Genomic DNA, 24759 nt, shown 5'->3' on the forward strand with positions numbered 1-24759 from the left:
AACTGTCGTTAGAATAAACACTTAGTGGCTTGGAGGGTGGATTAACTCACCATCCCAGCCACGAGTAATGGAGAAACTCTTCATGACTGAACAAGAAAGAATTGAACTGCAGCAAAACAACCCGCTGCATGGCCTAAAAATGGAAGACATGCTCACTCAGCTTGTTGATCATTACGGTTGGGAAATACTTGATACTGCAATGCGTTTGAACTGCTTTAATACCAAGCCAAGCATCGCTAGCAGCGTGAAATACTTAAAGAAAACGGAATGGGCAAGAGAGAAAGTAGAAAACTTTTACCTGTACCGCTTTAAACGCATGCCTAAAGCGTCTGAAGCTGAATTTGAGATGCCAGCTCGCTCACGTACCTTTGCACATGGTTTAAAGCCGAGAGAGCCGATGGAGCTGACAGTTGAGTCTATTTTGCTTTCCCAAGCAAAAGCTGCATCTGCGCATAAAGAAAGAACCGGTCGTCGTCCTAGTCGCCGTTAATATTTCAAAAAAAGCCAAACTTTATTGTGGGTTTGGCTTTCTTGTTACGTGTTGCCCTGCTCTGCCCTAGGTCATTGAGCCTAAGACGATATTTTTAGTGAACCTCTCATCTTTTTCACCGTCTGAAAGATAAGAAGCACCAGCAAGTCGCTGACAACTTCTCAAATTATCCCTCATGCTCTTATTCTATATGTATTGGTGGGTGTGACTTCACTCAGCCATATGCCATATGTACTCAAAAGCTGATTCATACTGATAAAGCTCATCAATAAACTTCACTAGGTAACCTACATGTTTTCAAAACTGTCTTCGATTCTAAGAGAAGTCTTTACTGAAGAAGGTGGCAGTGCCGCTTCAAACGAACACCGTTATCAACGTGCGATGGCAGGTTTATTGTGCGAAGTCGCCAGTGCCGATAACGAACTCGACCCTCGTGAAGAGGCAGCTAAAACACGAATGCTTGGTGAGTTATTAGGGATTGAAGAAGCGGCGTCAAATTTACTCGTCAATGAAGCGCGCGTCGATGCATCAAACTCTGTGTCACTCTATGACTACACAGACAAGTTGCGCCAGCTAGATCAGCAACAGCGATTCAGCTTGGTCAAAGCGATGTGGGAAGTCGCGTATGCGGACGGTAAGCTCGATCCGCTAGAAGAGTCTGTGATCCGAAAAACGTCGGAATTGTTGTATCTCGACCACGCATTGTTCATCAAAGCAAAACTTGAAGCGCAAGCCGACGCCAAGCACTAAGTTAACGATCATCAAACCTAGTGCGAGACATCGTGCTAGGTGTTTAACATCAGCAGTTGACCGTCAATTTCTACTCGACGTAAGCGAGTGCCAAACACCGCTTCCAGCGTGTCCACGTGCATCACTTCCCTAGGACTACCTTGAGATACAAGGTGGCCATTTTTAAGTAACATCACCCTATCTGCATCACTGAGTGTTCGATTGATATCATGATTGGACATGATCACCGCAATACCACGATCAGCAATGCGACGAATCATCTTGTACATCACGCTTTGCTGAGCGATGTCGAGTGCGCTTGCTGGTTCGTCGAGAATAAGCAGTTTTCCATCGGGGTTTATATCAGGCCAAATTTGTAAGCACACACCGGCAAGTCTTACGCGCTGCCATTCCCCACCCGAAAGCTGCTCAGTATTGCGATTCAGCTTATCTTCAATCCTCAAGGTTGAGCATATGTCTTTGACGGCCGCATCTAATTCAATGGGATTACTTTTGGTCAACGCGGACAAACTTAAACTGAGGTACTGATAAACGCCGATGGCAAAAGCAGGCTTTTGTTGTTGGCTCAAATACGCTCGTTGTCTTGCTAAGGTTTTGCTGTCTATATCTGCCAGTGCGATGCCATCTAAGGAAACGTTGCCTTGGCCTTCCGTTAAACCAGACAATAATTCCAACAACGTGCTTTTCCCGCTTCCGTTTGCGCCAAGCAGATGAACAATCTCGCCTTGCCCAACAGAAAAACTTAACGGAAGAAGACGCGTACCTAATGCAATATTCTTAGCTTCAATCATGCGCGTCTCAATAACATCCAGATAAATAGAGGCGCACCAAGTGACGTTGTCACTGCACCTACAGGTAACTCTGCTTCAGCAATTGCCATACGCCCTATCGTGTCAGCCACTAACAACAGTGAAGCACCAGCGAGCGCTGAAAGCGGAAGAAGATACCTGTTTTCTGTCCCCAGCCAAAGTCGCAAAAAATGCGGAACCACTAAGCCGACAAAGCCAATCACACCGGCCATGGCTACCGACGCGCCAACAAGCACACTGACCATCAAGATCAGCTGCCATCTGAGCGTTTGAATATTCAATCCTAACTGCTTCGCTGGCGCTTCACCCAGCATCATCAGATCCAGGTTATGCCCTTGCGTACACAGCCAAAGCACAGCAGGCACAACCACCACGGCAAGCGTTAGCTGCGCCCAATGCACACCTGAAAGGCTTCCCATCAGCCAGTAGAGTAGCTGACGAAGGTTAAGGTCTGAACTGAAATAGAATGCCCACGTTACGATGGCGCCGGAGAGAATACCCAGTGCAACACCAATCAGTAATAGCCTTGCTGTCGACATAGTTCGCTTGCGAGCTAACCATACCAGTACGCCAGTAAAAGATAGCGCCCCAAGCATCGCAGCAGACATTAATCCGTACTGAGTGGCTAACGCCGGGAAGAAAAACATAACAAGCACAAGGGCAAGGCTTGCACCACCGGAAATGCCTAACACGCCGGGCTCTGCCAATGGATTACCCAGTAACACCTGCAGCACCGCACCAGACACCGCCAAAGAGGCGCCAATCAAGATGGCGGCAATAACGCGCGGGACACGAAGCTCCATCAACAATTGTTGCGCTAGAGGAGAATCAACATGGAAAGGGAAAATCCAGATCTCACCTGCCGCCAGTGAAAGCAATGAGCACACAATAAGCAGTGCGACAGCGGTAATGAGAGCGGTATGCCAGCGCCGAGTGCGACGCTGAACAAGTTGAAGTAAATGCATGGTTTTATAGTTTAAACGTCAATAGCCGCCAACCATACAGAGAACGCAGAACAATGAAAAGTGCTAACTGATTGCAATCGGTCCTGGCTCGCTTCCCACGTAAACAAAAAGGGGTTTCGATTCATCCGGAACAAAAGGTGTCACCAGTAAACAAGCACGCTGACCTACCGCGACGTTGGCATTGGGAAACACAACCGCCTCTCCGCCCTTTTGCGCCACGTATTCCGTGCCGTTTTCTTCGGCCAGCTGCTCACCTTCCTTGAAGTAAGTGAAGTTTGCTGCATCATTACTAAAAGCCAAAGAGAAAGCATCGTCGGTTTTGGTAATGGTGCGCGTCACCTTATAGATAGAAAGATCATGTTCAATCGCGACTTCGACGTTTTCACAACCACATAGAAAGTTTATCAGCGCGTGTTTAAGCGGCGCGAATTCTGACATATCGTTTTGATACAAAGGCGCGACACGACCCATTTCAAAGGTTGCGGCCAATGCACCGAAATTCTCACCACTCCACCAACTGAATGTTGAAGATGGCGTGCGGCTTAACAGCATGGCATCCATCTGTGCCGACTTTAGGAAGCCAATAAGAGGGCGAACATCGGTTGTCTTTGTTGAGGCAGGTACGACGGCAAACATGTAGTGTTTGGAATCACGAATGGCGCTGTGCATGTCAAAGTGCCACTTCTCATCATTGCCTTTGGTATTGACAAAGAAGCGGCGAACATGTTCTTGAAGATGATTAGCCAGCTGACATTCTGCATTGCGATCGGCGTTAACATCAGCAAAGAGACGGTTCAAATTTTCCTCAATAAAACGCGTGTGAGCATGAATCGCATCAGGATGCGCAATGATGAAAAGAGTGCGTGATTGAGGAACCCACGCGCCACTCAGTATTTCACTCACCAAATCATCAACCAGCTCAATCGGTGCGGTTTCATCACCATGAATACCAGAAGAAATTACAATGGCGCGATTCGCGTTTTCTGGTGAAACCTCCAATACGCCAACGTCATGATGAATAATATCGAGACCATTTGGCAGTTGAAATGAATACGGTTTGAATGTCATCGGCGAAGACAAAGTGTGCTTGAGAAAGCCACCGGAGAGTTGACTGTCCATTTTCAAAACTTCCTAATTTATTATTTTCGTATCTCGCTGACTACTATACCCGAACAATATTAGGATTCATGTTTGTGTTATTACGTGGTGTAAGAATTGAGAGATTGAAAGGCATGTTTATCAGGTGGTGCGTGATTTTTACCCAATAAAAAACCGCAGCAAAAAGCTACGGTTCTTAACATGCCAGGGCATAGAAGCAAGTTAACTAAGAAGTAACTGTCTTCGGAACAGACTTTCTTCTAAAATTAACGTCAACAATTACTTGTCGATTTTTGCGTTTTCAACGCGTGCTTTCAGCTTTTGCCCCGGGCGGAACGTTACTACTCGACGAGCAGTAATTGGAATATCTTCACCCGTTTTTGGGTTGCGGCCTGGACGTTCGTTCTTTTCGCGAAGATCAAAGTTTCCGAAACCAGACAGCTTAACTTGCTCGCCACCTTCGAGTGCTTTTCGAACTTCTTCGAAGAATGCTTCGACGGTGTCCTTGGCGTCCCGCTTGCTCATCCCGACATTTTCAAACAGGTTCTCAGCCAGATCGGCCTTAGTGAGCGCCATAGGTCATTCCCTCAAGAAATGTTAAACATAAATGAGATACATCGTATCTTCACTACCAATTGCACTGCATTGGAAATATTCACTTGCTCCACTGTCGGGCAGCATATTCCGCATCAGTAACTTACGAACAGTGTAAGCCAACTGGCTGATTTGCGCCAACTTTTTTCCATATCATTATTTGGAACAGTGCTCTGTTTATGAGGATTTCATTCTTGCGTCATGCATAAGAAATGAGACATGACGATGGCAAAATCCTGTTTAGATGATGTTTTTATTCGAGTTTTAAACAGTTAAAAACCAAGGTATGTTATCGTTTTGATAAAACTTAGGTTTATCAAAACGATAGGTGTTAGAACTTTTGGACATAAAAAAAGCAGCCCGAAGGCTGCTTTTTATTGATACTTTTCGCATTAGTCGCGAAGGTGAGCACCGAATTTTTCGCCAAGTGTTGCAACAACTGCCGCAACCGCCTCAGAAATATCACTTTCTTCTAAAGTACGTTCAGTAGATTGTAGCGTCAGAGCGATAGCCAGACTCTTCTTACCTTCTTCAACGCCTTTGCCTTTATAAAGGTCAAAAAGCTTAGAGCCTTTGATAAGTGCATTGTCGGTATCTAAACATGCGCGTACAACTACTTCTGATTCTACGTCATCAGCAACAATCACCGCGATGTCACGACGGTTCGCTGGGAACTTAGAAATCACAACCGCTTCCGGAATCACACGCTGATTGATAGCAGCCCACTCGATTTCGAACACGATAGTACGACCATTCAGGCCAAACTTACGCTCAAGCTCAGGGTGAACCGTACCAATGTGACCGACAATCTTGCCGTCGACTTCAATCGCCGCGCTCTGACCTGGGTGCAGCGCCGGATGCTTAGACGCTTTGAAACTGTATGCCAACTCATTAGCAGTTAGCTCCAGAACCGCTTCCAGATCGCCTTTAAGGTCAAAGAAATCGACAGTGTTAGTCGCAATGTCCCAGTGCTCTTCAGAACGCGCACCGGCAATCACACCTGCCAGCATCATTTCTTGGCGCATGCCGTTTTCAGCTGTCGCTTCAGGAATAAAACGCAGACCTACTTCAAACAGACGCACACGTGGTTGCTGACGTTTCTGGTTGTACGTCACTGTGTTTAGCAGACCTGTCCACAAGCTCAAACGCATTGCTGACATGTCAGCAGAGATTGGGTGTGGCAAGATCAGTGGCTCAACGTTTGGCACGATCAGCGCCTGTTGAGAAGGCTCAACAAAACTATAAGTAATCGCTTCGTGGTAACCACGGTCAACCAGCAAATCACGAACGCGTTTCAGAGGTTGGTTGACCTCTTTATATTCGTTCATGGTCAGGTGCGCTTCAGGCGCTTGGTTTGGAATGTTGTCGTAACCGAAGATACGCCCTACTTCTTCAACCAAGTCTTCTTCAATGGCCAGATCAAAACGCCATGACGGTGCTTTCGCTGTCCAACCTGCTTCTGTGGTTTCTACGTCACAACCCAGACGCGTCAAGATCTCCACAACATCGTCAGAAGAGATGGCGTGGCCCAGAAGGCGATCCAATTTACTGCGACGCAGAGAAATGGTTTTCGCTTTAGGGAGATTCTCTTCAGATTCTTGACCGACGATTTCACCCGCGTCACCGCCGCAGATATCAATCAGCAGTTGTGTCGCACGCTCCATGGCGTGGTACTGAAGGCTTGAATCAACACCACGCTCAAAGCGGTGTGATGAATCCGTGTGCAAGCCGTAGCTACGTGCACGACCACGAATTGAATCAGGTGCAAAGAATGCAGCTTCTAACAATACGTCAGTCGTCTCGGTAGTCACACCCGAGAACTCACCACCAAAGATACCAGCAATAGCCAGTGCTTTGTTGTGGTCAGCAATAACAAGCGTGTTGTCGTTTAGCTCAGCTTCGTTACCGTCCAGAAGAACCAATTTCTCGCCTTGCTTCGCCATACGCGCAACGATGCCACCTTCAATCTTTGAAAGATCGAATGCATGCATAGGTTGGCCTTGCTCAAGCATCACGTAGTTAGTGATGTCGACGATTGGGTCAATAGAGCGAATACCGCTGCGACGCAGCTTTTCTTGCATCCAAAGTGGCGATGCCGCTTTCACGTTCACGTTGCGAACAACTCGGCCCAAGTAACGTGGACACGCGATAGGCGCTTCGATAGCAACAGAAATCTTGTCATCAATTGACGGTGCTACGTTTTCAAACGCAGGCTCAGACACTTCAGCGCGGTTCAATACACCCACTTCACGTGCCATGCCTTTAAGGCTCAAGCAATCAGCTCGGTTTGCCGTCAGATCAACATCAATGGTGACATCGTTTAGCGAAAGGAACTCGCGGAAGTCAGTACCCAAAACCGCGTCTGCAGGTAGTTCCATGATGCCGTCAGATTCAACGTTAATGCCTAGCTCGGTGAACGAGCACAGCATACCGTGAGAAGGTTGACCACGAAGTTTCGCTTTCTTGATTTTAAAATCGCCAGGCAGAACCGCACCAACGGTTGCTACTGCAACTTTAATACCCAAACGACAGTTTGATGCACCACAAACGATATCCAGCAGCTCTTCGCCACCGACGTTTACTTTGGTAACACGTAATTTGTCCGCATCAGGGTGTTGACCACATTCAACCACTTCACCAACGACTACGCCGGTGAATTCACCGGCAACAGCTTCAATGTCGTCGACTTCTAGGCCAGCCATGGTGATTTGGTGTGCCAGTTCTTCGCTATTGACAGCAGGCTTAACCCACTCGCGAAGCCAGGATTCACTGAATTTCATTTCTCAATTACCCCAATGCTTACTTGAATTGTTTCAGGAAACGCAAATCGTTCTCGAAGAACGCACGCAGGTCATTCACGCCGTAACGCAGCATGGTTAGACGCTCAACACCCATACCAAAGGCAAAACCTGAGTATTTCTCTGGGTCGATATTTACTGCGCGAAGTACGTTCGGGTGAACCATACCGCAGCCAAGGATTTCCAACCACTTACCGTCTTTACGACGAACATCCACTTCCGCAGAAGGCTCAGTGAATGGGAAGTAAGAAGGACGGAAACGCACTTCAAGATCTTCTTCAAAGAAGTTGCACAGGAAGTCATGAAGGATGCCTTTTAGCTGCGCAAAGTTAACATTTTCGTCAACCAGCATGCCTTCAACTTGGTGGAACATTGGCGTGTGCGTTTGGTCGTAATCATTACGGTAAACGCGGCCAGGCGCGATGAATCGCAGCGGTGGCTGGCTCTCTTCCATGGTACGGATCTGAACACCTGAAGTGTGCGTACGAAGCATCAAATCTGGGTTAAAGAAGAAGGTGTCATGATCAGTACGTGCTGGATGATCTTCTGCAATGTTCAGTGCATCGAAGTTGTGGAATGCATCTTCGATTTCTGGACCTGTTTTTACGTCAAAGCCCAAATCACCGAAGAAACTTTCAATGCGTTCAATGGTACGAGTTACCGGGTGAATGCCACCATTTTCAATGCGACGACCTGGCAGGGTCACATCGATAGATTCAGCAGCCAGCTTCGCTTCAAGTTCAGCGCTTTCTAGCGCATTTTTACGCTCAGAGATCGCTTGCTGAACAGCCTGCTTAGCTTTATTGATGCTTGCGCCCGCTTCACGGCGTTCTTCATGCGGCAATTTGCCCAATGCTTGAAGTTGCGTAGTTAGCTCGCCTTTCTTACCTAGGTACTTAACACGTACCTCATCCAAAGCCACAACAGAGTCAGCCGATTCGATAGCTGCCGTTGCGCTGGATAGAATGTCTTCTAGTTGTTGCATCGTTTCCTCATCCACCCTTTCAGGCGATTACTTACGGAGTAAAAGATATACCAATTCTCGTAACAAAATACGTGAACCAATCGCGACTCGCATCGGCGAATTTTGCTCTGAGAATTGGTATAGACGTAACGGTACATAGTAAATAAACCGTGAACTAAAGCCAAACTGAAAGTGACATCAAGTGCTTGTCATGCCTATTTCATCACCACATTTATGGCTGAATCATGTAAATCGCGAAGAAGTTGGCCTTTTCATGAAAGGAGAAGACTCAATTATCCGCATCGGAGCATGTGAAAATGGACGCTGAAGAGGTAAAGCGAAGAGAATTAGACTGGGTTTATACCTGAGTAACCTCAGAATACTGGAGTTAACATTAATCAGGCATACAAATTTCAGATGTAAAAAAGGGGAGCCTAAGCTCCCCTTTCTTGCAAAATCTATTCTGTATAATTACAGAGCAGCTTTCGCTTTCTCAACAAGTACAGAGAAAGTAGCTTTGTCGAATACAGCGATATCAGCAAGGATCTTACGATCGATTTCGATAGACGCTTTCTTCAGACCGTTGATGAAACGGCTGTAAGACATACCATTCTGACGAGCCGCAGCATTGATACGTGCAATCCAAAGTTGACGGAATTGACGTTTCTTCTGACGACGGTCACGGTAAGCGTATTGACCAGCTTTGGTAACTGCTTGGAAAGCTACGCGGTAAACACGTGAACGTGCACCGTAATAACCTTTAGCTTGTTTTAGAACTTTCTTGTGACGTGCACGAGCTTGTACACCACGTTTTACGCGAGCCATGGACTCTCTCCTAAACTAAATCGTTAATAAACTAAGAAAAATTATGCGTATGGAAGCATACGAGCAACTGCAGCAACTTCGCACTTAGGCAGAATTGCATTTGGACGCAGTTGACGTTTGTTCTTAGTAGTACGCTTAGTCAGGATGTGACGTTTAGTCGCGTGCTTGAACTTGAAGCCGCCAGCAGTTTTCTTGAAACGCTTAGCTGCACCTTTGTTTGATTTCATCTTAGGCATGATGAATAACTCCGCATTGTTGCATGTTAATAACAATGTAATCCGGCGAACAAAGAGGCTACACCCGAAGGCATAGCCTCTTACGTTACTTGTATGCCGAAATTACTTCTTTTTAGGGGCAAGAACCATGATCATTTGACGACCTTCGATTCGCGTTGGGAAGCTTTCTACCAAACAAATTTCAGCAGTGTCTTCTTTCAAGCGATTCAAAACGTCAACACCGATTTCTTGGTGCGCCATTTCGCGACCACGGAATCGGATTGTAACCTTGACCTTGTTACCCTCTTCAATAAAGCGAACCAGGTTGCGTAGTTTTACCTGATAGTCGCCAATATCGGTACCAGGACGGAATTTGATTTCCTTAACCTGAATAACCTTTTGTTTTTTCTTCTGCTCTTTCGTAGCCTTGCTCTTTTCGTAAATGAACTTACCGTAGTCCATCACGCGACAGACAGGTGGTTCGGCATTAGGGCTAATTTCGACCAGATCCACACCTGCCTCTTGAGCAGTTGCTAGAGCGTCTTCGATTGAAACTACGCCAACGGCTTCGCCGTCTAGGCCGGTCAAACGAACTTCGCTAATACCGCGAATTTCGTCATTCAATCGATGAGCATTTTGTTTAACTGGGACTTTTCTTGTTGCGCCTTTAATACCTTATTCCTCCAAAATATTGAGCGTTCGGGTACGAACTTCGTTCTCGAGCAGAGAAATGAATTCGTCAATTTTATATTTACCCAAATCTTTACCTTTGCGTGTACGTACCGCGATTTCACCGGCTTCCATTTCTTGGTCACCGCAAACCAACATATAAGGTACGCGCTTCAAAGTGTGTTCACGGATTTTAAAACCAATCTTCTCGTTTCTCAAGTCCGCTGACGCTCTAAAACCTGCTTTTTGCAGTTTTTTTGCTACTTCCTGAACATAATCAGCCTGATTGTCTGTGATATTCATGACAATCGCTTGCTGAGGAGCCAGCCATACCGGGAAATGACCCGCGTATTCTTCAATCAAAATGCCAATGAAGCGTTCCAGAGAACCCAAAATCGCACGGTGAATCATGACTGGGGTATGGCGTTCGTTGTCTTCACCAACGTACGTTGCGCCCAAACGCTCAGGCAGAGCAAAATCGAGCTGAACAGTACCACACTGCCATGCGCGATCCAAACAATCATGCAAAGTAAATTCAATCTTAGGACCATAGAAAGCACCTTCGCCTTCCAAAATCTCAAATTTGATGTCCATTGACTCAAGTGCTTCAGCCAATGCCTTCTCTGCACGGTCCCACATTTCGTCAGAACCAACACGCTGTTCAGGGCGTGTAGATAGCTTCACAACAATCTCATCAAAACCGAATGTTTTGTAAGTGTCATAAACCATAGAAATGCAAGATGTCACTTCTTCTTGAACTTGGTTTGGCGTACAGAAGATGTGAGCATCATCCTGAGTGAAGCCACGAACGCGCATCAGACCGTGCAATGCACCTGATGGCTCGTTACGGTGACAGCTACCAAACTCCGCCATACGCAGCGGCAAATCACGGTATGACTTAAGACCTTGGTTAAAGATCTGTACGTGACCTGGGCAGTTCATCGGCTTAAGCGCATATTCACGGCTTTCTGATTGCGTGGTGAACATGTAGTCAGCGTATTTATCCCAGTGACCAGAACGTTCCCAAAGAACGCGATCCATGATCAGCGGGCCTTTGACTTCTTGGTATTCATATTCGGTCAGTTTTTCGCGGACGAACGTTTCCAGTTCACGGAAAACAGTCCAACCATTGTGGTGCCAGAACACCATCCCCGGCGCTTCTTGCTGCATGTGGTACAGATCAAGTTGCTTACCTAGTTTACGGTGGTCACGCTTTGCCGCTTCTTCAAGACGAACAAGGTGCGCTTTTAATTCTTTCTTATCGTAAAACGCTGTGCCGTAGATACGCTGCAGCATCTTGTTGTCGCTGTTACCACGCCAGTAAGCGCCAGCAACGTTCAAGATCTTGAAGTTTTGGCAGAAGCTCATGTTCGGCACGTGCGGACCACGGCACATGTCGATGTATTCTTCATGGTGGTAAAGTCCTGGGCGATCGTCTCGAGAAACGTTTTCGTCCAGAATTTCAATTTTGTAAGTCTCGCCACGTGATTCAAACGTATCGCGCGCTTCCTGCCAGCTTACATTCTTCTTAATGACCTGATATTTGGTTTTTGCCAAATCTTTCATGCGCTTTTCAATCGCATCAAGGTCTTCTTGGGTCAACGAGCGATCCAAGTCTAAGTCATAGTAGAAACCGCTGTCGATGGTCGGACCGATCGCCATTTTTGCATCAGGGAACAGTTGCTTGATTGCATGACCCAGCAAGTGAGCACAAGAGTGACGAATGATTTCGAGACCGTCTGCGTCTTTTGCAGTGATGATTTCTAGCTTAGCGTCGTGTTCAATCAAATCACACGCATCAACACGGTTTCCGTCAACACGACCAGCGATACAAGCTTTAGCAAGACCTGGGCCGATGTCGAAAGCAACATCATAAGTAGAAACCGGGTTGTCAAAAGAACGTTGACTACCGTCAGGAAGAGTAATTACAGGCATTGTTATGTCCTATTTACAGTGGTGTTACACACGAAGTAACACTTGTTTAGTTATTGGCGTCTGAACTCGAGGAGTATTGAATAGACGTCTTAGAGAGTGCTTCGTTAGGTGCCCATTTTAATACCAATCAAAACGGGCGCACCTGAAGCGAGACGCGATTGTAACCGCGCCCCTGTCGATGATCAATTTGTATCAAGGAACAATTATGTCAAATCAACAAATAGCCACCGTTGTTTATGGCCTTAGATGTCCTGACATGTCAGGTATCTAAAAGCCTTACAGGTGCCCAGAAAAGTTCGTGCCCTTGGCCATGCGGTCATAAAGGATGACATTGACGCAAGCGGCCAGGTTCATACAGCCATTCGTAGGAATGTAGATAGTTTCCGCACAAAACTCGGTGATCTCTTTCTTCAGCGAATTGTCTTCTGGGCCAAAGATGTAAAACGCACGTGCAGGATGTTTGTAGTCAGGAAGCGGTTTTGCGCCTTCTACCAACTCAACGGCAATTGGAATACAACCAACCGGCACAACGGCTTTGAGATCATCAACACCAATAAGCGGCGTATCTAACACTCTGTTTTTCGTGTCGGTACAAAACTTTGCCGCCCTGTCGTAACGGGTTCCGGTGTAAAACACGGAATTCACACCGTAACAGCCAGCAGCACGCATAACAGAACCGACATTTTCGGGTGATTTTGGGTTTACTAACCCTATACAGCTGTAACCTTGTTTCATTTTTTCCAATAACGCCAAAATTTAAATTGGCGACATTCTACATGAATTCTGAAAGCCCTTGCTGCTTGAAAAACGTTTTCAGGAAAAAACAGTCTTTGAAACGCCAAAGTATTGAGGCAATAAAAAGCACTTGGGCGGGATGTTTTTGATTAAAAGCCGCGGGTTTTGAAAGGAATAGACATAAAATAATGGTATAAACGTCGCTTGCTAAATCGTCATACAGAGATTTTCTTGTAATGCCATCAACGTCCACTTCCCCCCTGTTCTTGTCGCTACTTTTTCCTTTCTTTGCTTTTGCTGACAGTCAAACAGCAGAGACCGAGTTGTATTCTCACTCTTTACATTACAGCCAGCTCATTGCAGAGACCTGTTCAACACAAGTCACTCAACAAGACAGAGAACAAAACGCATTTCGTAAGATGTCTAGTGCTCTTGCCAATGCGCAAGTAATGGACCGCCAATATACGGTTACACCGAGCCTACTCGAGCAAATGCATAAGCTTTTGCCAAGGTACATTGATTGCGCTTCACCCGCTCAAACCCAGCTAGAGCCTATTGTTGATAGCTTCATTTCGTTTCTCGCCGTAAATCGTAAGCTGCCGAGTGATGAGCGCCGTGCCTATATAAAGTACGCGATGAAACTGTCAGAAATTGATGGTGGCGACTAAGTCAGGCATACAAACAATCACTCGTAAATGTGAACTATTCCTATGACTGCCTGCGTATGTATATTTGATATTGCAATGCTGCAGTTCGGACCCTTGGCACTCGCCATGGGTCCATTTTTTTATTCTAGCCCCATGCAGTTTGCGTAAAACGTGGTGGTTGCTGGCCAGTCTGAAAATACCCCCACTGCCCCAACATCTTGTGCCAATACGTCCAGCAAAGTCATGACATCACCGTCGTTATTGATCGCGTCTTTCACTGATTGGTAATACCATCCGCCACCATTGCCAAGATGACCAGAACGCTCCAACGTCCAAGTAATGATGCCTAACCCCGCTGCTTTGGCATGTTTAGCATAATCAGACGGCGTAATGTTACCCTTCTCATCGACGGTGACTAATGCATAAAGTGGTGGCGATATATATCCCACACCGCTCTCTTTCAGCGCTTTCATATCTTCTAACGACGACTTCCAGCTTTCATCATCGTACATACGTGAATCTAAGTAGACGGATTGTTGACCAAATTCAGGTTCATTGGCGACCCAGTAATCCACATCATCAGTATTGAAAGACTGCGGATAAACGTCCGACGCTTTTACACCTGCCTCTTTGTATTCATCAATCATTTTTTGTGCGTAATCGCGCTGCGTAAAGCCATTGTAGGGCATAGGAACTTTGGGCTCTTTTAGTTCAGGTGTCATTTTCACGCCCAAACTTTTCAACAGTGCAATGCTCTCTGCATGCGTCATCAAGGTGCCACGACTGGCATACAGGTCAGTACGAAAATCTGCCGTGCCTTTCATGTATTCTTCTGGTGTTGTCGCCATGGGATTCGCCCCATCCATTTTTCCTTTGAGTTGTCTAAATTCGTCCAAAGTGAAATCTGACGTGCGGCATTCCGCCGTTGCTTTCTCGCCCGTTTGAGGATTTGCAGGCGTGAATGGTACGGTGCATTTTTCGGCTAATTTTGGATAAGCCAACACATCCGTCGTGGTGTGCAGATCGTTTTGAGAATGACGACACACCAGTTGCTTGTCTTTGGTAAAGGTGACATCACACTCTATGATGCCCGCGCCCATTTGCGCTGCAGCCACATAGGATTCCTTCGTGTGCTCGGGAAACTGCAATGAAGCCCCGCGATGACCAATTGAGAAGGTGCTTTTCTTCGGTGAATTTGAAAAGCATGCTTCAAGCTTTTCTTTGAGCGGACCACTGTCCATGTCGGCGACCAGATAAAAAGGACGAGGCCCTAAAGTGACAGGGTCGGCAGCCATCACACTGCCTGTTGCGAATATCGAAAATAGAACGCCAAAGCTGACGATATTTTTCATGGTCTTTTCTCCCTAGAGGGTAAAGTGCGATATCTAATAACATTTGCGATATAAGAATAGCGATATAACCGTAATCGAACGGCATTCTGTGCTTTCAATATGACTAATTTGAGACAAAAGCTTGACGATTGGATGTTAAGTTCAGCCTTGTCTTTGAATCGCAACATCTTCACCCTGACTTGCTTGGCACATGACTTCTTCGCCCCTTAAAAAACCACACTTGATTTTCGCCGCCAAGTCATACATTCTTATTTGTATATACGAATAGTCACGGTGTTCATATGACAGCTACGCCTCGCTTTAAACAAATTCAGGATTACCTGAAAAAGAAAATTGAATCACGAGAATGGCCAGTAGGGACACGCGTTCCTACTGAGGCGGAATTGTGCGAACAATTTTCAGTAAGCCGAATGACGGTTAACAAAGCGGTGAGGGATCTGGTTAATGAAGGCTGGCTAGAGCGCACACCGCGCTTAGGCACCTTTGTGTGCCAACGAAAAGTCGAAAGCCCGCTGATGGAGATCCGCAATATCGCGGAAGAAATCACTGAGCGAGGTGGACGCCATAACAGCGAAATCATCACCCTCAGACGAGTCAGCGCATCCGAAAATGTCGCGATGCGGCTAGGTATCATGCTTGGCAGTGATGTATACAAAAGTGAAATTGTGCATTACGCCGATGACGTGCCGCTTCAAGTTGAGCTGCGGTGGATCAACCCTGCGTTTGCGCCTGACTACCTCAATCAAGATTTTTCTCTCATCACGCCGAATCAGTACCTCATGGCCAACTGTCCACTTGGTACCATTGAGCACACGGTAGAAGCCATTTTGCCCCCCAAACACATTGCAATACTGCTGAAAATCGATACCGACCAGCCATGCTTGTTATTGCATCGACGAACGTGGAGTGAAAACCAATTAGTGAGTTCAGCACTGCTATTTCATCCCGGGAATCGATACAAACTCAGTGCTAGCGTTAGTCTTTAGCCAAGATCGACATTACTACTAGCCAACTCCTAACTACTAGCCAATTCCTAGCTCTTCACTTTGGCGCACTTTGAAATAACTTTGGCACGCAATGAAACTCGTGGTTCTTTCAGTCTTTAATACTTACGTTTACATCCATGAATAAGACCTTTTCTCGAAGAAGGATCGATAACGTAAGTTTGGAGTTAGCAGTATGACCAACGCAGATAAGCTACAAATAGGCAAAAACCTTGTTTCCTTTCAGAGTGAAGGAGAAACACTTTCTGCACTTTTGTATATACCTCAAGAAGCAGAAAGCAATCTTCCACTTCCAGCCATGGTCATTGCAAGACCGGGCACGGGTGTAAAAGAACAAACAGCTCAGGTATATGCCGAAGCACTTAGCCAACGAGGATTTATCACGCTCGCTTTTGATGCTAGAGGCTTTGGAGACAGCGAAGGAGCACACCTTCAAGTCGAAAATCCCTATTCGGTGGTGGAAGACATCAAGAACTCAGTCTCTTACCTCTCGACATTATCATTAGTCGATACACAACGGCTCTTCAATGTCGGTATTTGTATGGGAGCTGGCTACGCTTATTACGCCACCGCATTGGATGCGCGTGTTAGAGCTGTCGGTATGATCAGCCCATATCTTAATGCCGCAGAACAAAACATCGCGGCGTTCAAAACGGTAGCCAATCTTCGTGAGTACTATCTCAGTGGCACAAGCAAAGCGAGGCAGGATTTCTTTGAAAACGGGGTCGACACATACTTCTCGCCTGTTCCAGAAAGCGATAGCAACGAAGTGCTACCCATCGCCAACGGGATGAGAGGCTATTATCTTCCTGGTAACCCCGGTGCTGAATCTGCCAATTGGCAAAACAAACTCAACCTTTATGGCGCAGAAGCCATACTCACTTTCTCCGCGTTCAACGTCATTTCATTGATGGATAACATCCCAATGTTTATGGCTCTAGGTTCTGAGGCTTATACGGTAGACAATAGTAAAGATTTCTATGAAAAAGCGTCCGAACCGAAAACCTTGTTAATGTTGGAAGGACAAGGACACTTTGATATTTACTGGCGAAAAGAAAATGTCGAACCCGTTGCAAACGCTCTCGCTACGTTTTTGAAAGCCCACTAAAGCCGGATTACCTAAACCATCATGTCGAATCAAACAGATACTGTGATTCGGCATGATTCTGCGTCTTCTCTTCTATAGTAAAAAAAGTCATTCACGAAGGAGACGATATGAAGCGATTTAAACTCAATATCAATTGGCTACTGCTTCTCAAAGATCTCAATCACGATGTTGAAGGGTCTTTCAACCCACTTCCGTTTATGACATCGCCAGGTCAATCAGAAAACATCATGCTGAGCGTTGAGCATTACTATGCGTTTTGGGAAAACCTACGCAATAACAACGCAACCTCGGCTTATGCCCTTAACATTGTGGCGCATCTTCGTCCAGAAACATTTAGCCCACCACTTTATGCCGCACTTTGCAGTGCTAACCTCTATCAAGCGCTGCATCGAATCGCTCGTTTCAAACCCTTAATTGGTCCTATGACACTAGAGATAAAAGAATCGGACATGACCACACGCATTCAACTTGCAGGTCTGCCCGATCATCAACCTATCCCTGATGCGGTTATTGAGTTGGAAATGGCATTCTTTGTTCATCTGGCGAGAATGGGAACACGAGACCATATTGTTCCGCACAAGATCGAATCGACCGTGCCACTCATGAATAGTTGTGAATACGAGGCATTTTTTGGCGTTCCAATAGAAATTGGGAAAACAAATAGCATCACCTTTCATCATGCAGATCTTCATAAGCCATTTTTAACCGTCAGCGACAGTATGTGGCTATCATTAGAGTCGCAGCTCGAGCATGCGCTAATCCTTGAAGGTGACTACCAACCCTTTACTGCCAGAGTGCGTCGTCTTCTAGCAAAAACAATCCCAGCGGATGATTTCTCTATTGATACATCCAGTCGTTATCTCGCTGTTAGCCGCCGAACGTTACAGCGTCGATTAAACGACGAAAACACCCAGTACAATGTCGTTCTAGCTAGCATGCGAGACGACCTAGCAAAGTATTACCTCAAATACTCGAAAATGGATCTTGCCGAAATTTCGTTTCTGCTTGGCTACAAGGCGCAAACGTCATTCTTCCGAGCTTTCCAAGCAAGAAACAAGATCACGCCACTCGCCTACCGCTGCCAACGAACCTAACCCTGCAATACTGTGTTTTGATGCCACAAAAACGCTTTCCGGCCACTTATATTTACACCTGCGGTCACAACTTGATCACTTAGCATCTTGAAAACGCTCCTTCATTTGTCTATACATTTGTATATACACAAATAGAGGTGCGCGATGAGAAGGATGTTCACCCACTGCCGATTGGTCTCAATGCACACAGACGTAACCGAACAACAAGGTTACCAAGTGCAAGAAAACATGATGATTGCGGTTGAAAATGGCGTTATTAGCGCCCTCGGTTCGTCATTGCCATCAGACGGCTTCACACATGTCTCACTCGAGAATCGACTTGTCACGCCCGGTCTCATTGATTGCCATACCCATTTGGTTTTCGCTGGTAATCGCGCTAACGAATTCGAGCAGCGCCTCAATGGCGTTTCTTACCAAGATATTGCCGCACAAGGTGGCGGTATTCTTGCGACGGTTAATGCCACACGCAAAGCAAGTCTTGAATCCCTCATTGAACTCGCGTTACCACGTGCAAAAGCGTTGATTAGTGACGGCGTCACAACTGTAGAAATCAAGAGTGGTTATGGCCTAACGGTTAATGACGAACTGAAAATGCTTCGCGCCGCAAAAATGGTAGGACGAGAAGCAAACATCCACGTCACGACAACGTTGCTTGGCGCACATGCACTTCCTCCTGAGTTTGCTGGAAGAGGCAACGATTATATCGATCTGGTGTGCAATGAAATGATCCCCGCTGCCGCAGAAGATAATCTAGCCGATGCCGTGGACGTGTTCTGCGAAGGCATTGGTTTTAGCAAGATACAGATGCAGCGTGTGTTCGAGGCGGCCCTTTCACATGGCCTGCAAATCAAAGGTCATACTGAGCAACTTTCCAATCTGGGCGGTAGCGTTCTTGCTGCCAAAATGGGCGCGCGCTCCGTCGATCATATCGAACACATAGATTTAAGTGGCGTGGAAGCCCTCGCCGCTAACAACACCGTAGCGACCTTGCTTCCCGGTGCGTTTTACTTTCTAAGGGAGACTCAAAAGCCGCCTATTGATCTGCTACGAAAAAATCACGTCCCAATGGCAATAGCCACCGATTTCAATCCCGGCACCTCACCGTTTGCCAGCCTGACACTGATGATGAACATGGCGTCGACATTCTTTGGCCTAACTCCCAAAGAAACCCTTTATGGCGTCACCAAACATGCCGCCCAAGCGTTGGGACTAAACAAAGGTCAGTTAGCCATCGGATTCGATGCAGACTTTGCGGTTTGGGATCTTTCCGAACCCGCTGAACTGAGCTACCAGATTGGAGTGACAGGCCTCCATGCTCGCTACCTCAATGGAGTAAAAGCCAATGACCATTGATATGTCGCTTTGGCAAGGTCGCATTGATGAAGAAGACGGCGACAAAGGTGCGCGGCTTCATCAAAAAATTCAGCCTGCTGACAAAGCGAGCGAACCCGGCATTATGCTGATGGGCTTTGCGTGCGACGAAGGTGTTTCACGCAACAAAGGTCGCGTCGGCGCATATGCTGCGCCCAATGAAGTTCGTAAAATGTTGGCAAACCTACCGTGGTACGACTCATGTCCGTTTTACGACAACGGCAATACGCCTTGTGACGATCATGATCTCGCAAAAGCTCAGAAGCTACTGGCAAACAACGTTACCGATGCACTCAGACAAAAGCACTTCCCCATTATAGTGGGAGGAGGCCATGAAGTCGCATGGGGCACGTTTCAAGGGCTCGCCAACCACTGCCTACAAAAAAACACGACCACACCACCGCGTATTGGCATCATCAATTTTGATGCTCATTTTGATCTTCGTGCGCCGTCAGGGCAAAGCGCTCAAGGCAGTTCAGGTACCCCGTTTTCACAGATTGCCGATTTCTGCCAACATCGTGGTTGGCCGTTTCACTATGCGTGCATAGGTGTCAGCAGAGCCAGCAATACTCAAGCCCTTTTTGATCGTGCTGAATTACTGTCGGTTTTGGCCATTGAAGACAAGCATATTTCTGCGGAATCGCTATCGACAGTGCGAGACAAACTTCAGGGCTTTATGTCCCAAGTCGATGCGCTTTACCTCACCATCGACATTGACGTGTTTCCTGCATCAACCGCTCCAGGCGTCAGTGCACCTGCCGTTCATGGCGTGGCTTACCCACTGGTGGAGTCATTAATTGAAGACATTCTGTCTGCTGAAAATAGCGACGGAACAATGAAACTTACCCTTGCCGATATCGCAGAACTTAATCCGCGATATGACATTGATAACCACACTGCTCGCCTTGCTGCCCGTCTTATTTGGACAATTGCTCGCAGCCTTTCTGGCCCTACCCATTCTCAAGGAGTGATGTAATGAACGACCCTCGTCTGGATCTCTCGCGGACTATAGAAGCCCCAACAGGCACAACGCTTACCGCCAAGTCATGGCTTACCGAAGCGCCGCTGAGAATGTTAATGAACAATCTTCACCCTGATGTAGCTGAACACCCGCATGCGCTGGTGGTTTACGGCGGTATTGGCCGAGCAGCCAGAAACTGGCAATGTTTCGACAAAATTGTTGACGTGCTGACTCGACTCGAAGATGACCAGACCTTGTTGGTTCAATCCGGTAAGCCTGTGGGCGTATTCCCTACCCACAAAGATGCGCCTCGCGTCTTGATCGCTAACTCGAACTTGGTACCGCACTGGGCAAACTGGGAGCACTTCAACGAGCTCGATAAGCAAGGCTTGATGATGTATGGCCAGATGACAGCAGGAAGTTGGATATACATTGGTTCACAGGGCATTGTTCAGGGCACATACGAAACCTTCGTCGCTGTGGCGAAAAAGCATTTTGGTGGCGAAGCGAAAGGTCGGTGGGTTCTGACGGGCGGATTAGGTGGCATGGGTGGTGCACAGCCCCTCGCTGCCACCATGGCTAACTTCTCAATGATCGCCGTCGATTGCGATGAAAGCCGTATAGATTATCGCCTGCGCACAGGTTACGTCGACAAAAAGGCCATCGACCTCGATGGTGCCTTAGCCCTGCTTCAGCAATCACTCGACGACAACACACCTATTTCTATTGGTTTGTTAGGCAATGCTGCGGACATCTTTGCAGAACTCGTGGAACGCGGTATCACGCCAGATGTGGTTACCGACCAAACCTCGGCGCATGATCCACTCAATGGCTACCTGCCAAAAGGCTGGACCATGGAATACGCCGCCGAACAGCGCAAAATTGATGAAGCGGGCGTAGTCAATGCCGCCAAAATTTCCATGGCAGAGCAAGTCAATGCCATGCTGACATTGCAAGAACGCGGCGCGGCGACGCTCGATTACGGTAACAATATCCGTCAGATGGCGCTGGAAAAAGGTGTAGAGAACGCGTTCGATTTCCCCGGATTTGTGCCTGCGTACATTCGCCCATTGTTCTGCCAAGGCATTGGCCCTTTTCGCTGGGTCGCACTGTCTGGCGACCCAGAAGACATCTATAAAACCGATCAAAAAGTCAAAGAACTGATCCCAGACAATCCGCATCTTCATCAATGGCTAGACATGGCAAGAGAGCGTATTCAGTTCCAAGGCTTGCCCGCGCGTATCTGTTGGGTTGGCTTAAAAGATCGTGCTCGTCTTGGTTTAGCTTTTAATGAAATGGTCAAAAATGGCGAGTTGAAAGCCCCTATCGTTATTGGTCGAGATCACCTTGATTCTGGCTCAGTCGCCAGTCCAAACCGTGAAACCGAAGGCATGTTAGATGGCTCAGACGCCGTCTCAGATTGGCCGCTCTTGAACGCGCTTTTGAACACTGCCTCAGGTGCGACTTGGGTGTCACTCCATCACGGTGGCGGCGTGGGCATGGGTTTCTCGCAACATTCTGGCGTTGTCATTGTCTGTGACGGTACCGAAGATGCCGCCAAACGCGTCGGACGGGTACTGCATAACGACCCGGCCACAGGTGTGATGCGCCATGCAGACGCAGGCTATGGCATTGCTATCAACTGCGCCAAAGAACAGCAACTGGATTTACCGTTGCTTGATGTCCCAAATGTGCCCGTGATTAAGTAAGGAATAACCATGTACAAACTAATATTGACCCCGGGCGAACTTACCCTGAAACAACTTCGCGCGGTCAGCCGCGAAGGCGTACAACTTTCTTTCACAAGCGGCGTAAAAGAACACATGCAGCCAAGCATTGATACTGTCGCCAATGTGCTATCCGAAGGGCGCGTGGTCTACGGTATCAACACAGGCTTTGGCTTGTTGGCAAACACGCGCATTGATGCCGAGGATCTGGAAACACTTCAACGCTCTATTGTGTTGTCACACGCTGCTGGCATTGGCACTTTCATGGACGATAATACCGTCCGTCTGATGATGGTGTTGAAAATAAACAGTCTCGCTCGTGGTTATTCCGGTATTCGATTTTCCGTCGTTGAGGCATTGGCAACGCTGATTAACGCAGACGTCTACCCCTGTATTCCAAAGAAAGGCTCTGTCGGTGCATCTGGCGATCTCGCCCCACTGGCTCACATGAGCACGGTGCTTCTAGGTGAAGGACAAGCAAGACATAAAGGCGAGATAATTTCTGGCGCTGTTGCACTGAAAATAGCGGGATTAGAGCCTATCACCCTTGGCCCTAAAGAAGGTCTGGCACTTCTTAACGGCACACAAGCTTCAACGGCATTTGCGCTTGAAGGCTTATTTGCAGCGGAAGATCTTTACGCATCCGCCACAGCATGTGGTGCGTTGTCAGTAGAAGCGGCGCTAGGAAGTCGCCGTCCGTTTGATCCGCGCATTCATCGCGTACGCGGGCATCGCAGTCAAATAGACGCCGCCGCGGCTTATCGTCATTTATTGGAAAACGACAGCGAAATTGGCAACAGCCATCAAGGGTGCGAAAAAGTGCAAGACCCCTACTCGCTGCGCTGCCAACCACAAGTGATGGGCGCTTGCTTGCAACAGATCCGCAATTCAGCCGACGTACTAGAAATTGAGTCTAATTCCGTGTCCGATAACCCCTTGGTGTTTAGCGACGATGGTGACATTATTTCTGGCGGCAATTTCCACGCAGAGCCAGTCGCAATGGCGGCAGATAATCTCGCCCTCGCCATTGCAGAAATTGGCAGCTTGTCTGAGCGTCGTATGGCATTGCTGATCGACAGCGGTCTGAGCAAGCTTCCACCATTTTTAGTCGACAATGGCGGCGTTAACAGCGGGTTCATGATTGCACAAGTCACCGCGGCAGCACTGGCAAGCGAAAACAAAACACTCGCACACCCTGCGTCAGTTGATAGCCTACCTACGTCTGCCAACCAAGAAGATCATGTTTCCATGGCGACTTTCGCAGGCCGCCGACTCACCGAAATGGCTGAAAACACACGAGGTATTCTTGCCATTGAATTGCTTTCAGCCTGTCAGGGTTTGGATTTCCGCGCGCCACTAAAAAGCACAAAACAGCTAGAGCAGGTCAAAGCGGAGCTAAGAAGTCATGTTAGCTTCTACGACAAAGACCGTTACTTTGCGCCAGACATAGAAAGTGCCAACAATCATCTCAAAAATGCCAGCCATAACAAGTTCATGCCAGCACAGTTGTTGCCAAGCATCAGATAGTCATGGCCGTATTTTTGATTATAAAAGCCACTGATTAAGCTCTCACTGAGCATATACCGGAGCCTTTACCGTAAAGGCTCCGCTGATTTTTTTACAAAAACCGAATATCTATCATATATTGCAAGCTTTGCAACACCTCACTCTGCACAGATTGCGCTACTATTTTGTTATCACACCAAATTTGCACGCTTAATGCAGAGGTTCCCTATGTGGCATTCGCTTTCTGTTCAGCTTTCACTCGCTCTCGGTCAGCAGTTTGAAGTCGAAGAAAAAATGCCGATTGACGGTGGCGATATTAATGAATGTTACGCTATCAGTAGCGGCGAAATTCGTTTCTTCGTCAAAATCAATTCACGTGAAAACCTCCCAATCTATGAAGCGGAAGCAGAGGGTTTGCGCCATTTAGCAAACAGTGCAGAGGTTTCCGTCCCGCAAGTTATCTATATGGGCGTGATTAAAGAGAAAGCTGTATTGGTGTTGGATTATTTGCCCATGAAACCGCTTGATGACGAAAGCGCCTATTTGCTGGGTAAAGACATGGCGCGATTGCATCAGTGGGGTGAACAACTGGAATACGGTTTCGACATTGATAACTTCATCGGCACAACGGAACAGCGAAATAGCTGGCACAGAAAATGGGCTAACTTTTTTGCGGATCACCGTATTGGTTGGCAGCTAAAATTAGCCGAAGAACGTGGTATGTCGTTTGGCGACGTAGAGACGATCGTTGAAGCCGTAAAAGACCGGCTTGTCGGCCATCAACCAAAAGCCAGCTTACTTCACGGGGATTTGTGGAAAGGCAACGCATCAGCGACCATTAACGGCCCGGTTGTCTTTGACCCCGCCTGTTATTGGGGTGATCGAGAAGTCGATGTCGCCACGACACAGCTTTTTGGCGGTTTCCCGCAAGACTTCTATCGTGGTTACGATGAAGTATTCCCGCTTGATGAAGGCTTTGAGCAGCGCAAAGATATCTACAATCTCTACCATATGATCAACCATTGCTTGATGTTTGGCGGGCACTATCTCGAAGAGACAGAGGCTCTGATCAATAAACTGGGTTTAACTGAATGAAGTCATTTGCGAGTCGAATCGACTTAGATTAGATTGAGGGCGCATGT

Annotated in this window: 23 protein-coding genes; 11 read left to right on the forward strand and 12 right to left on the reverse strand. The window is 47.2% G+C overall.

The features are described from left to right. The first annotated feature begins 82 nt into the window (after window positions 1–82). The gene (locus tag AC3CIC_RS08305; protein WP_016962089.1) at window positions 83–490 is read left to right on the forward strand and encodes a VF530 family protein; all 408 of its coding nucleotides are present in this window, start codon (window positions 83–85) and stop codon (window positions 488–490) included. 291 nt (window positions 491–781) lie between these two features. Continuing rightward, a complete protein-coding gene (locus AC3CIC_RS08310) occupies window positions 782–1240 on the forward strand; it encodes a tellurite resistance TerB family protein (protein WP_488514296.1) in 459 nt (152 codons plus the stop codon). A gap of 35 nt (window positions 1241–1275) precedes the next feature. Here AC3CIC_RS08310 and btuD read toward each other — a convergent pair whose 3' ends face one another. The 11 genes from btuD to AC3CIC_RS08365 all read right to left on the reverse strand — a co-directional run bounded on the left by btuD (window position 1276) and on the right by AC3CIC_RS08365 (window position 12847). Then, a complete protein-coding gene (gene btuD, locus AC3CIC_RS08315) occupies window positions 1276–2031 on the reverse strand; it encodes a vitamin B12 ABC transporter ATP-binding protein BtuD (protein WP_488514297.1) in 756 nt (251 codons plus the stop codon). Continuing rightward, on the reverse strand, window positions 2028–3014 hold the full coding sequence (gene btuC, locus AC3CIC_RS08320) for a vitamin B12 ABC transporter permease BtuC (RefSeq protein ID WP_016962086.1): 987 nt from the start codon (window positions 3012–3014) through the stop codon (window positions 2028–2030). The genes btuD and btuC overlap by 4 nt, the downstream gene beginning before the upstream one ends. A gap of 63 nt (window positions 3015–3077) precedes the next feature. After that, entirely contained in the window at window positions 3078–4133 is a 1056-nt protein-coding gene (locus AC3CIC_RS08325) for a succinylglutamate desuccinylase (RefSeq protein ID WP_488514298.1), read from the reverse strand. Window positions 4134–4391: 258 nt separating this feature from the next. Further along, a complete protein-coding gene (gene ihfA / locus AC3CIC_RS08330) occupies window positions 4392–4688 on the reverse strand; it encodes an integration host factor subunit alpha (RefSeq protein ID WP_016962084.1) in 297 nt (98 codons plus the stop codon). 410 nt (window positions 4689–5098) lie between these two features. Beyond that, a complete protein-coding gene (pheT, locus tag AC3CIC_RS08335) occupies window positions 5099–7486 on the reverse strand; it encodes a phenylalanine--tRNA ligase subunit beta (RefSeq protein WP_488514299.1) in 2388 nt (795 codons plus the stop codon). A gap of 19 nt (window positions 7487–7505) precedes the next feature. Beyond that, window positions 7506–8489 carry a phenylalanine--tRNA ligase subunit alpha gene (gene pheS / locus AC3CIC_RS08340; RefSeq protein WP_016962082.1) on the reverse strand — a complete coding sequence of 328 codons (984 nt, stop codon included), beginning with the start codon at window positions 8487–8489 and terminating at the stop codon, window positions 7506–7508. 450 nt (window positions 8490–8939) lie between these two features. Next, the gene (rplT, locus tag AC3CIC_RS08345; protein WP_016962081.1) at window positions 8940–9293 is read right to left on the reverse strand and encodes a 50S ribosomal protein L20; all 354 of its coding nucleotides are present in this window, start codon (window positions 9291–9293) and stop codon (window positions 8940–8942) included. A gap of 41 nt (window positions 9294–9334) precedes the next feature. Continuing rightward, the gene (gene rpmI / locus AC3CIC_RS08350) at window positions 9335–9529 is read right to left on the reverse strand and encodes a 50S ribosomal protein L35 (RefSeq protein WP_016962080.1); all 195 of its coding nucleotides are present in this window, start codon (window positions 9527–9529) and stop codon (window positions 9335–9337) included. Window positions 9530–9631: 102 nt separating this feature from the next. Continuing rightward, complete coding sequence (gene infC, locus AC3CIC_RS08355; RefSeq protein ID WP_083248043.1) at window positions 9632–10180, reverse strand: translation initiation factor IF-3; 549 nt, start codon at window positions 10178–10180, stop codon at window positions 9632–9634. 3 nt (window positions 10181–10183) lie between these two features. Then, window positions 10184–12112 carry a threonine--tRNA ligase gene (gene thrS, locus AC3CIC_RS08360; RefSeq protein ID WP_371733216.1) on the reverse strand — a complete coding sequence of 643 codons (1929 nt, stop codon included), beginning with the start codon at window positions 12110–12112 and terminating at the stop codon, window positions 10184–10186. 276 nt (window positions 12113–12388) lie between these two features. After that, window positions 12389–12847, reverse strand: coding sequence for an RNA methyltransferase (locus AC3CIC_RS08365; protein WP_016962077.1), 459 nt, complete (start codon window positions 12845–12847; stop codon window positions 12389–12391). Between the two features lie 236 nt (window positions 12848–13083). On the opposite strand from AC3CIC_RS08365, the gene AC3CIC_RS08370 reads away from it, so the two are divergent. Beyond that, the gene (locus AC3CIC_RS08370; protein WP_488514300.1) at window positions 13084–13515 is read left to right on the forward strand and encodes a hypothetical protein; all 432 of its coding nucleotides are present in this window, start codon (window positions 13084–13086) and stop codon (window positions 13513–13515) included. Window positions 13516–13634: 119 nt separating this feature from the next. On the opposite strand, the gene AC3CIC_RS08375 is transcribed toward AC3CIC_RS08370, so the two are convergent. Then, window positions 13635–14846, reverse strand: coding sequence for a glycerophosphodiester phosphodiesterase family protein (locus tag AC3CIC_RS08375; RefSeq protein ID WP_488514301.1), 1212 nt, complete (start codon window positions 14844–14846; stop codon window positions 13635–13637). A 281-nt stretch (window positions 14847–15127) separates the two neighbouring features. On the opposite strand from AC3CIC_RS08375, the gene hutC reads away from it, so the two are divergent. The 8 genes from hutC (at window position 15128) to AC3CIC_RS08415 (ending at window position 24712) form a co-directional block, all read left to right on the forward strand. Further along, window positions 15128–15832: a histidine utilization transcriptional repressor HutC gene (gene hutC, locus AC3CIC_RS08380; protein WP_488514302.1), complete on the forward strand. Its 705-nt coding sequence runs from the start codon at window positions 15128–15130 to the stop codon at window positions 15830–15832. A 193-nt stretch (window positions 15833–16025) separates the two neighbouring features. Next, a complete protein-coding gene (locus AC3CIC_RS08385; protein WP_488514303.1) occupies window positions 16026–16958 on the forward strand; it encodes an alpha/beta hydrolase in 933 nt (310 codons plus the stop codon). 107 nt (window positions 16959–17065) lie between these two features. Continuing rightward, a complete protein-coding gene (locus AC3CIC_RS08390) occupies window positions 17066–18052 on the forward strand; it encodes an AraC family transcriptional regulator (protein WP_488514304.1) in 987 nt (328 codons plus the stop codon). Window positions 18053–18196: 144 nt separating this feature from the next. Next, window positions 18197–19405, forward strand: coding sequence for an imidazolonepropionase (gene hutI / locus AC3CIC_RS08395; RefSeq protein WP_488514305.1), 1209 nt, complete (start codon window positions 18197–18199; stop codon window positions 19403–19405). Further along, the gene (gene hutG, locus AC3CIC_RS08400) at window positions 19395–20399 is read left to right on the forward strand and encodes a formimidoylglutamase (protein ID WP_488514306.1); all 1005 of its coding nucleotides are present in this window, start codon (window positions 19395–19397) and stop codon (window positions 20397–20399) included. The genes hutI and hutG overlap by 11 nt, the downstream gene beginning before the upstream one ends. Beyond that, complete coding sequence (gene hutU, locus AC3CIC_RS08405; RefSeq protein ID WP_488514307.1) at window positions 20399–22093, forward strand: urocanate hydratase; 1695 nt, start codon at window positions 20399–20401, stop codon at window positions 22091–22093. The genes hutG and hutU overlap by 1 nt, the downstream gene beginning before the upstream one ends. Before the next feature lie 9 nt (window positions 22094–22102). Next, window positions 22103–23638, forward strand: coding sequence for a histidine ammonia-lyase (gene hutH / locus AC3CIC_RS08410; RefSeq protein WP_488514308.1), 1536 nt, complete (start codon window positions 22103–22105; stop codon window positions 23636–23638). Between the two features lie 207 nt (window positions 23639–23845). Continuing rightward, window positions 23846–24712, forward strand: a complete 867-nt coding sequence (locus AC3CIC_RS08415) for a fructosamine kinase family protein (protein ID WP_488514309.1) — start codon at window positions 23846–23848, stop codon at window positions 24710–24712. Window positions 24713–24759 lie beyond the last annotated feature (47 nt).

The organism is Enterovibrio sp. QJM3NY_24 (assembly GCF_057786035.1).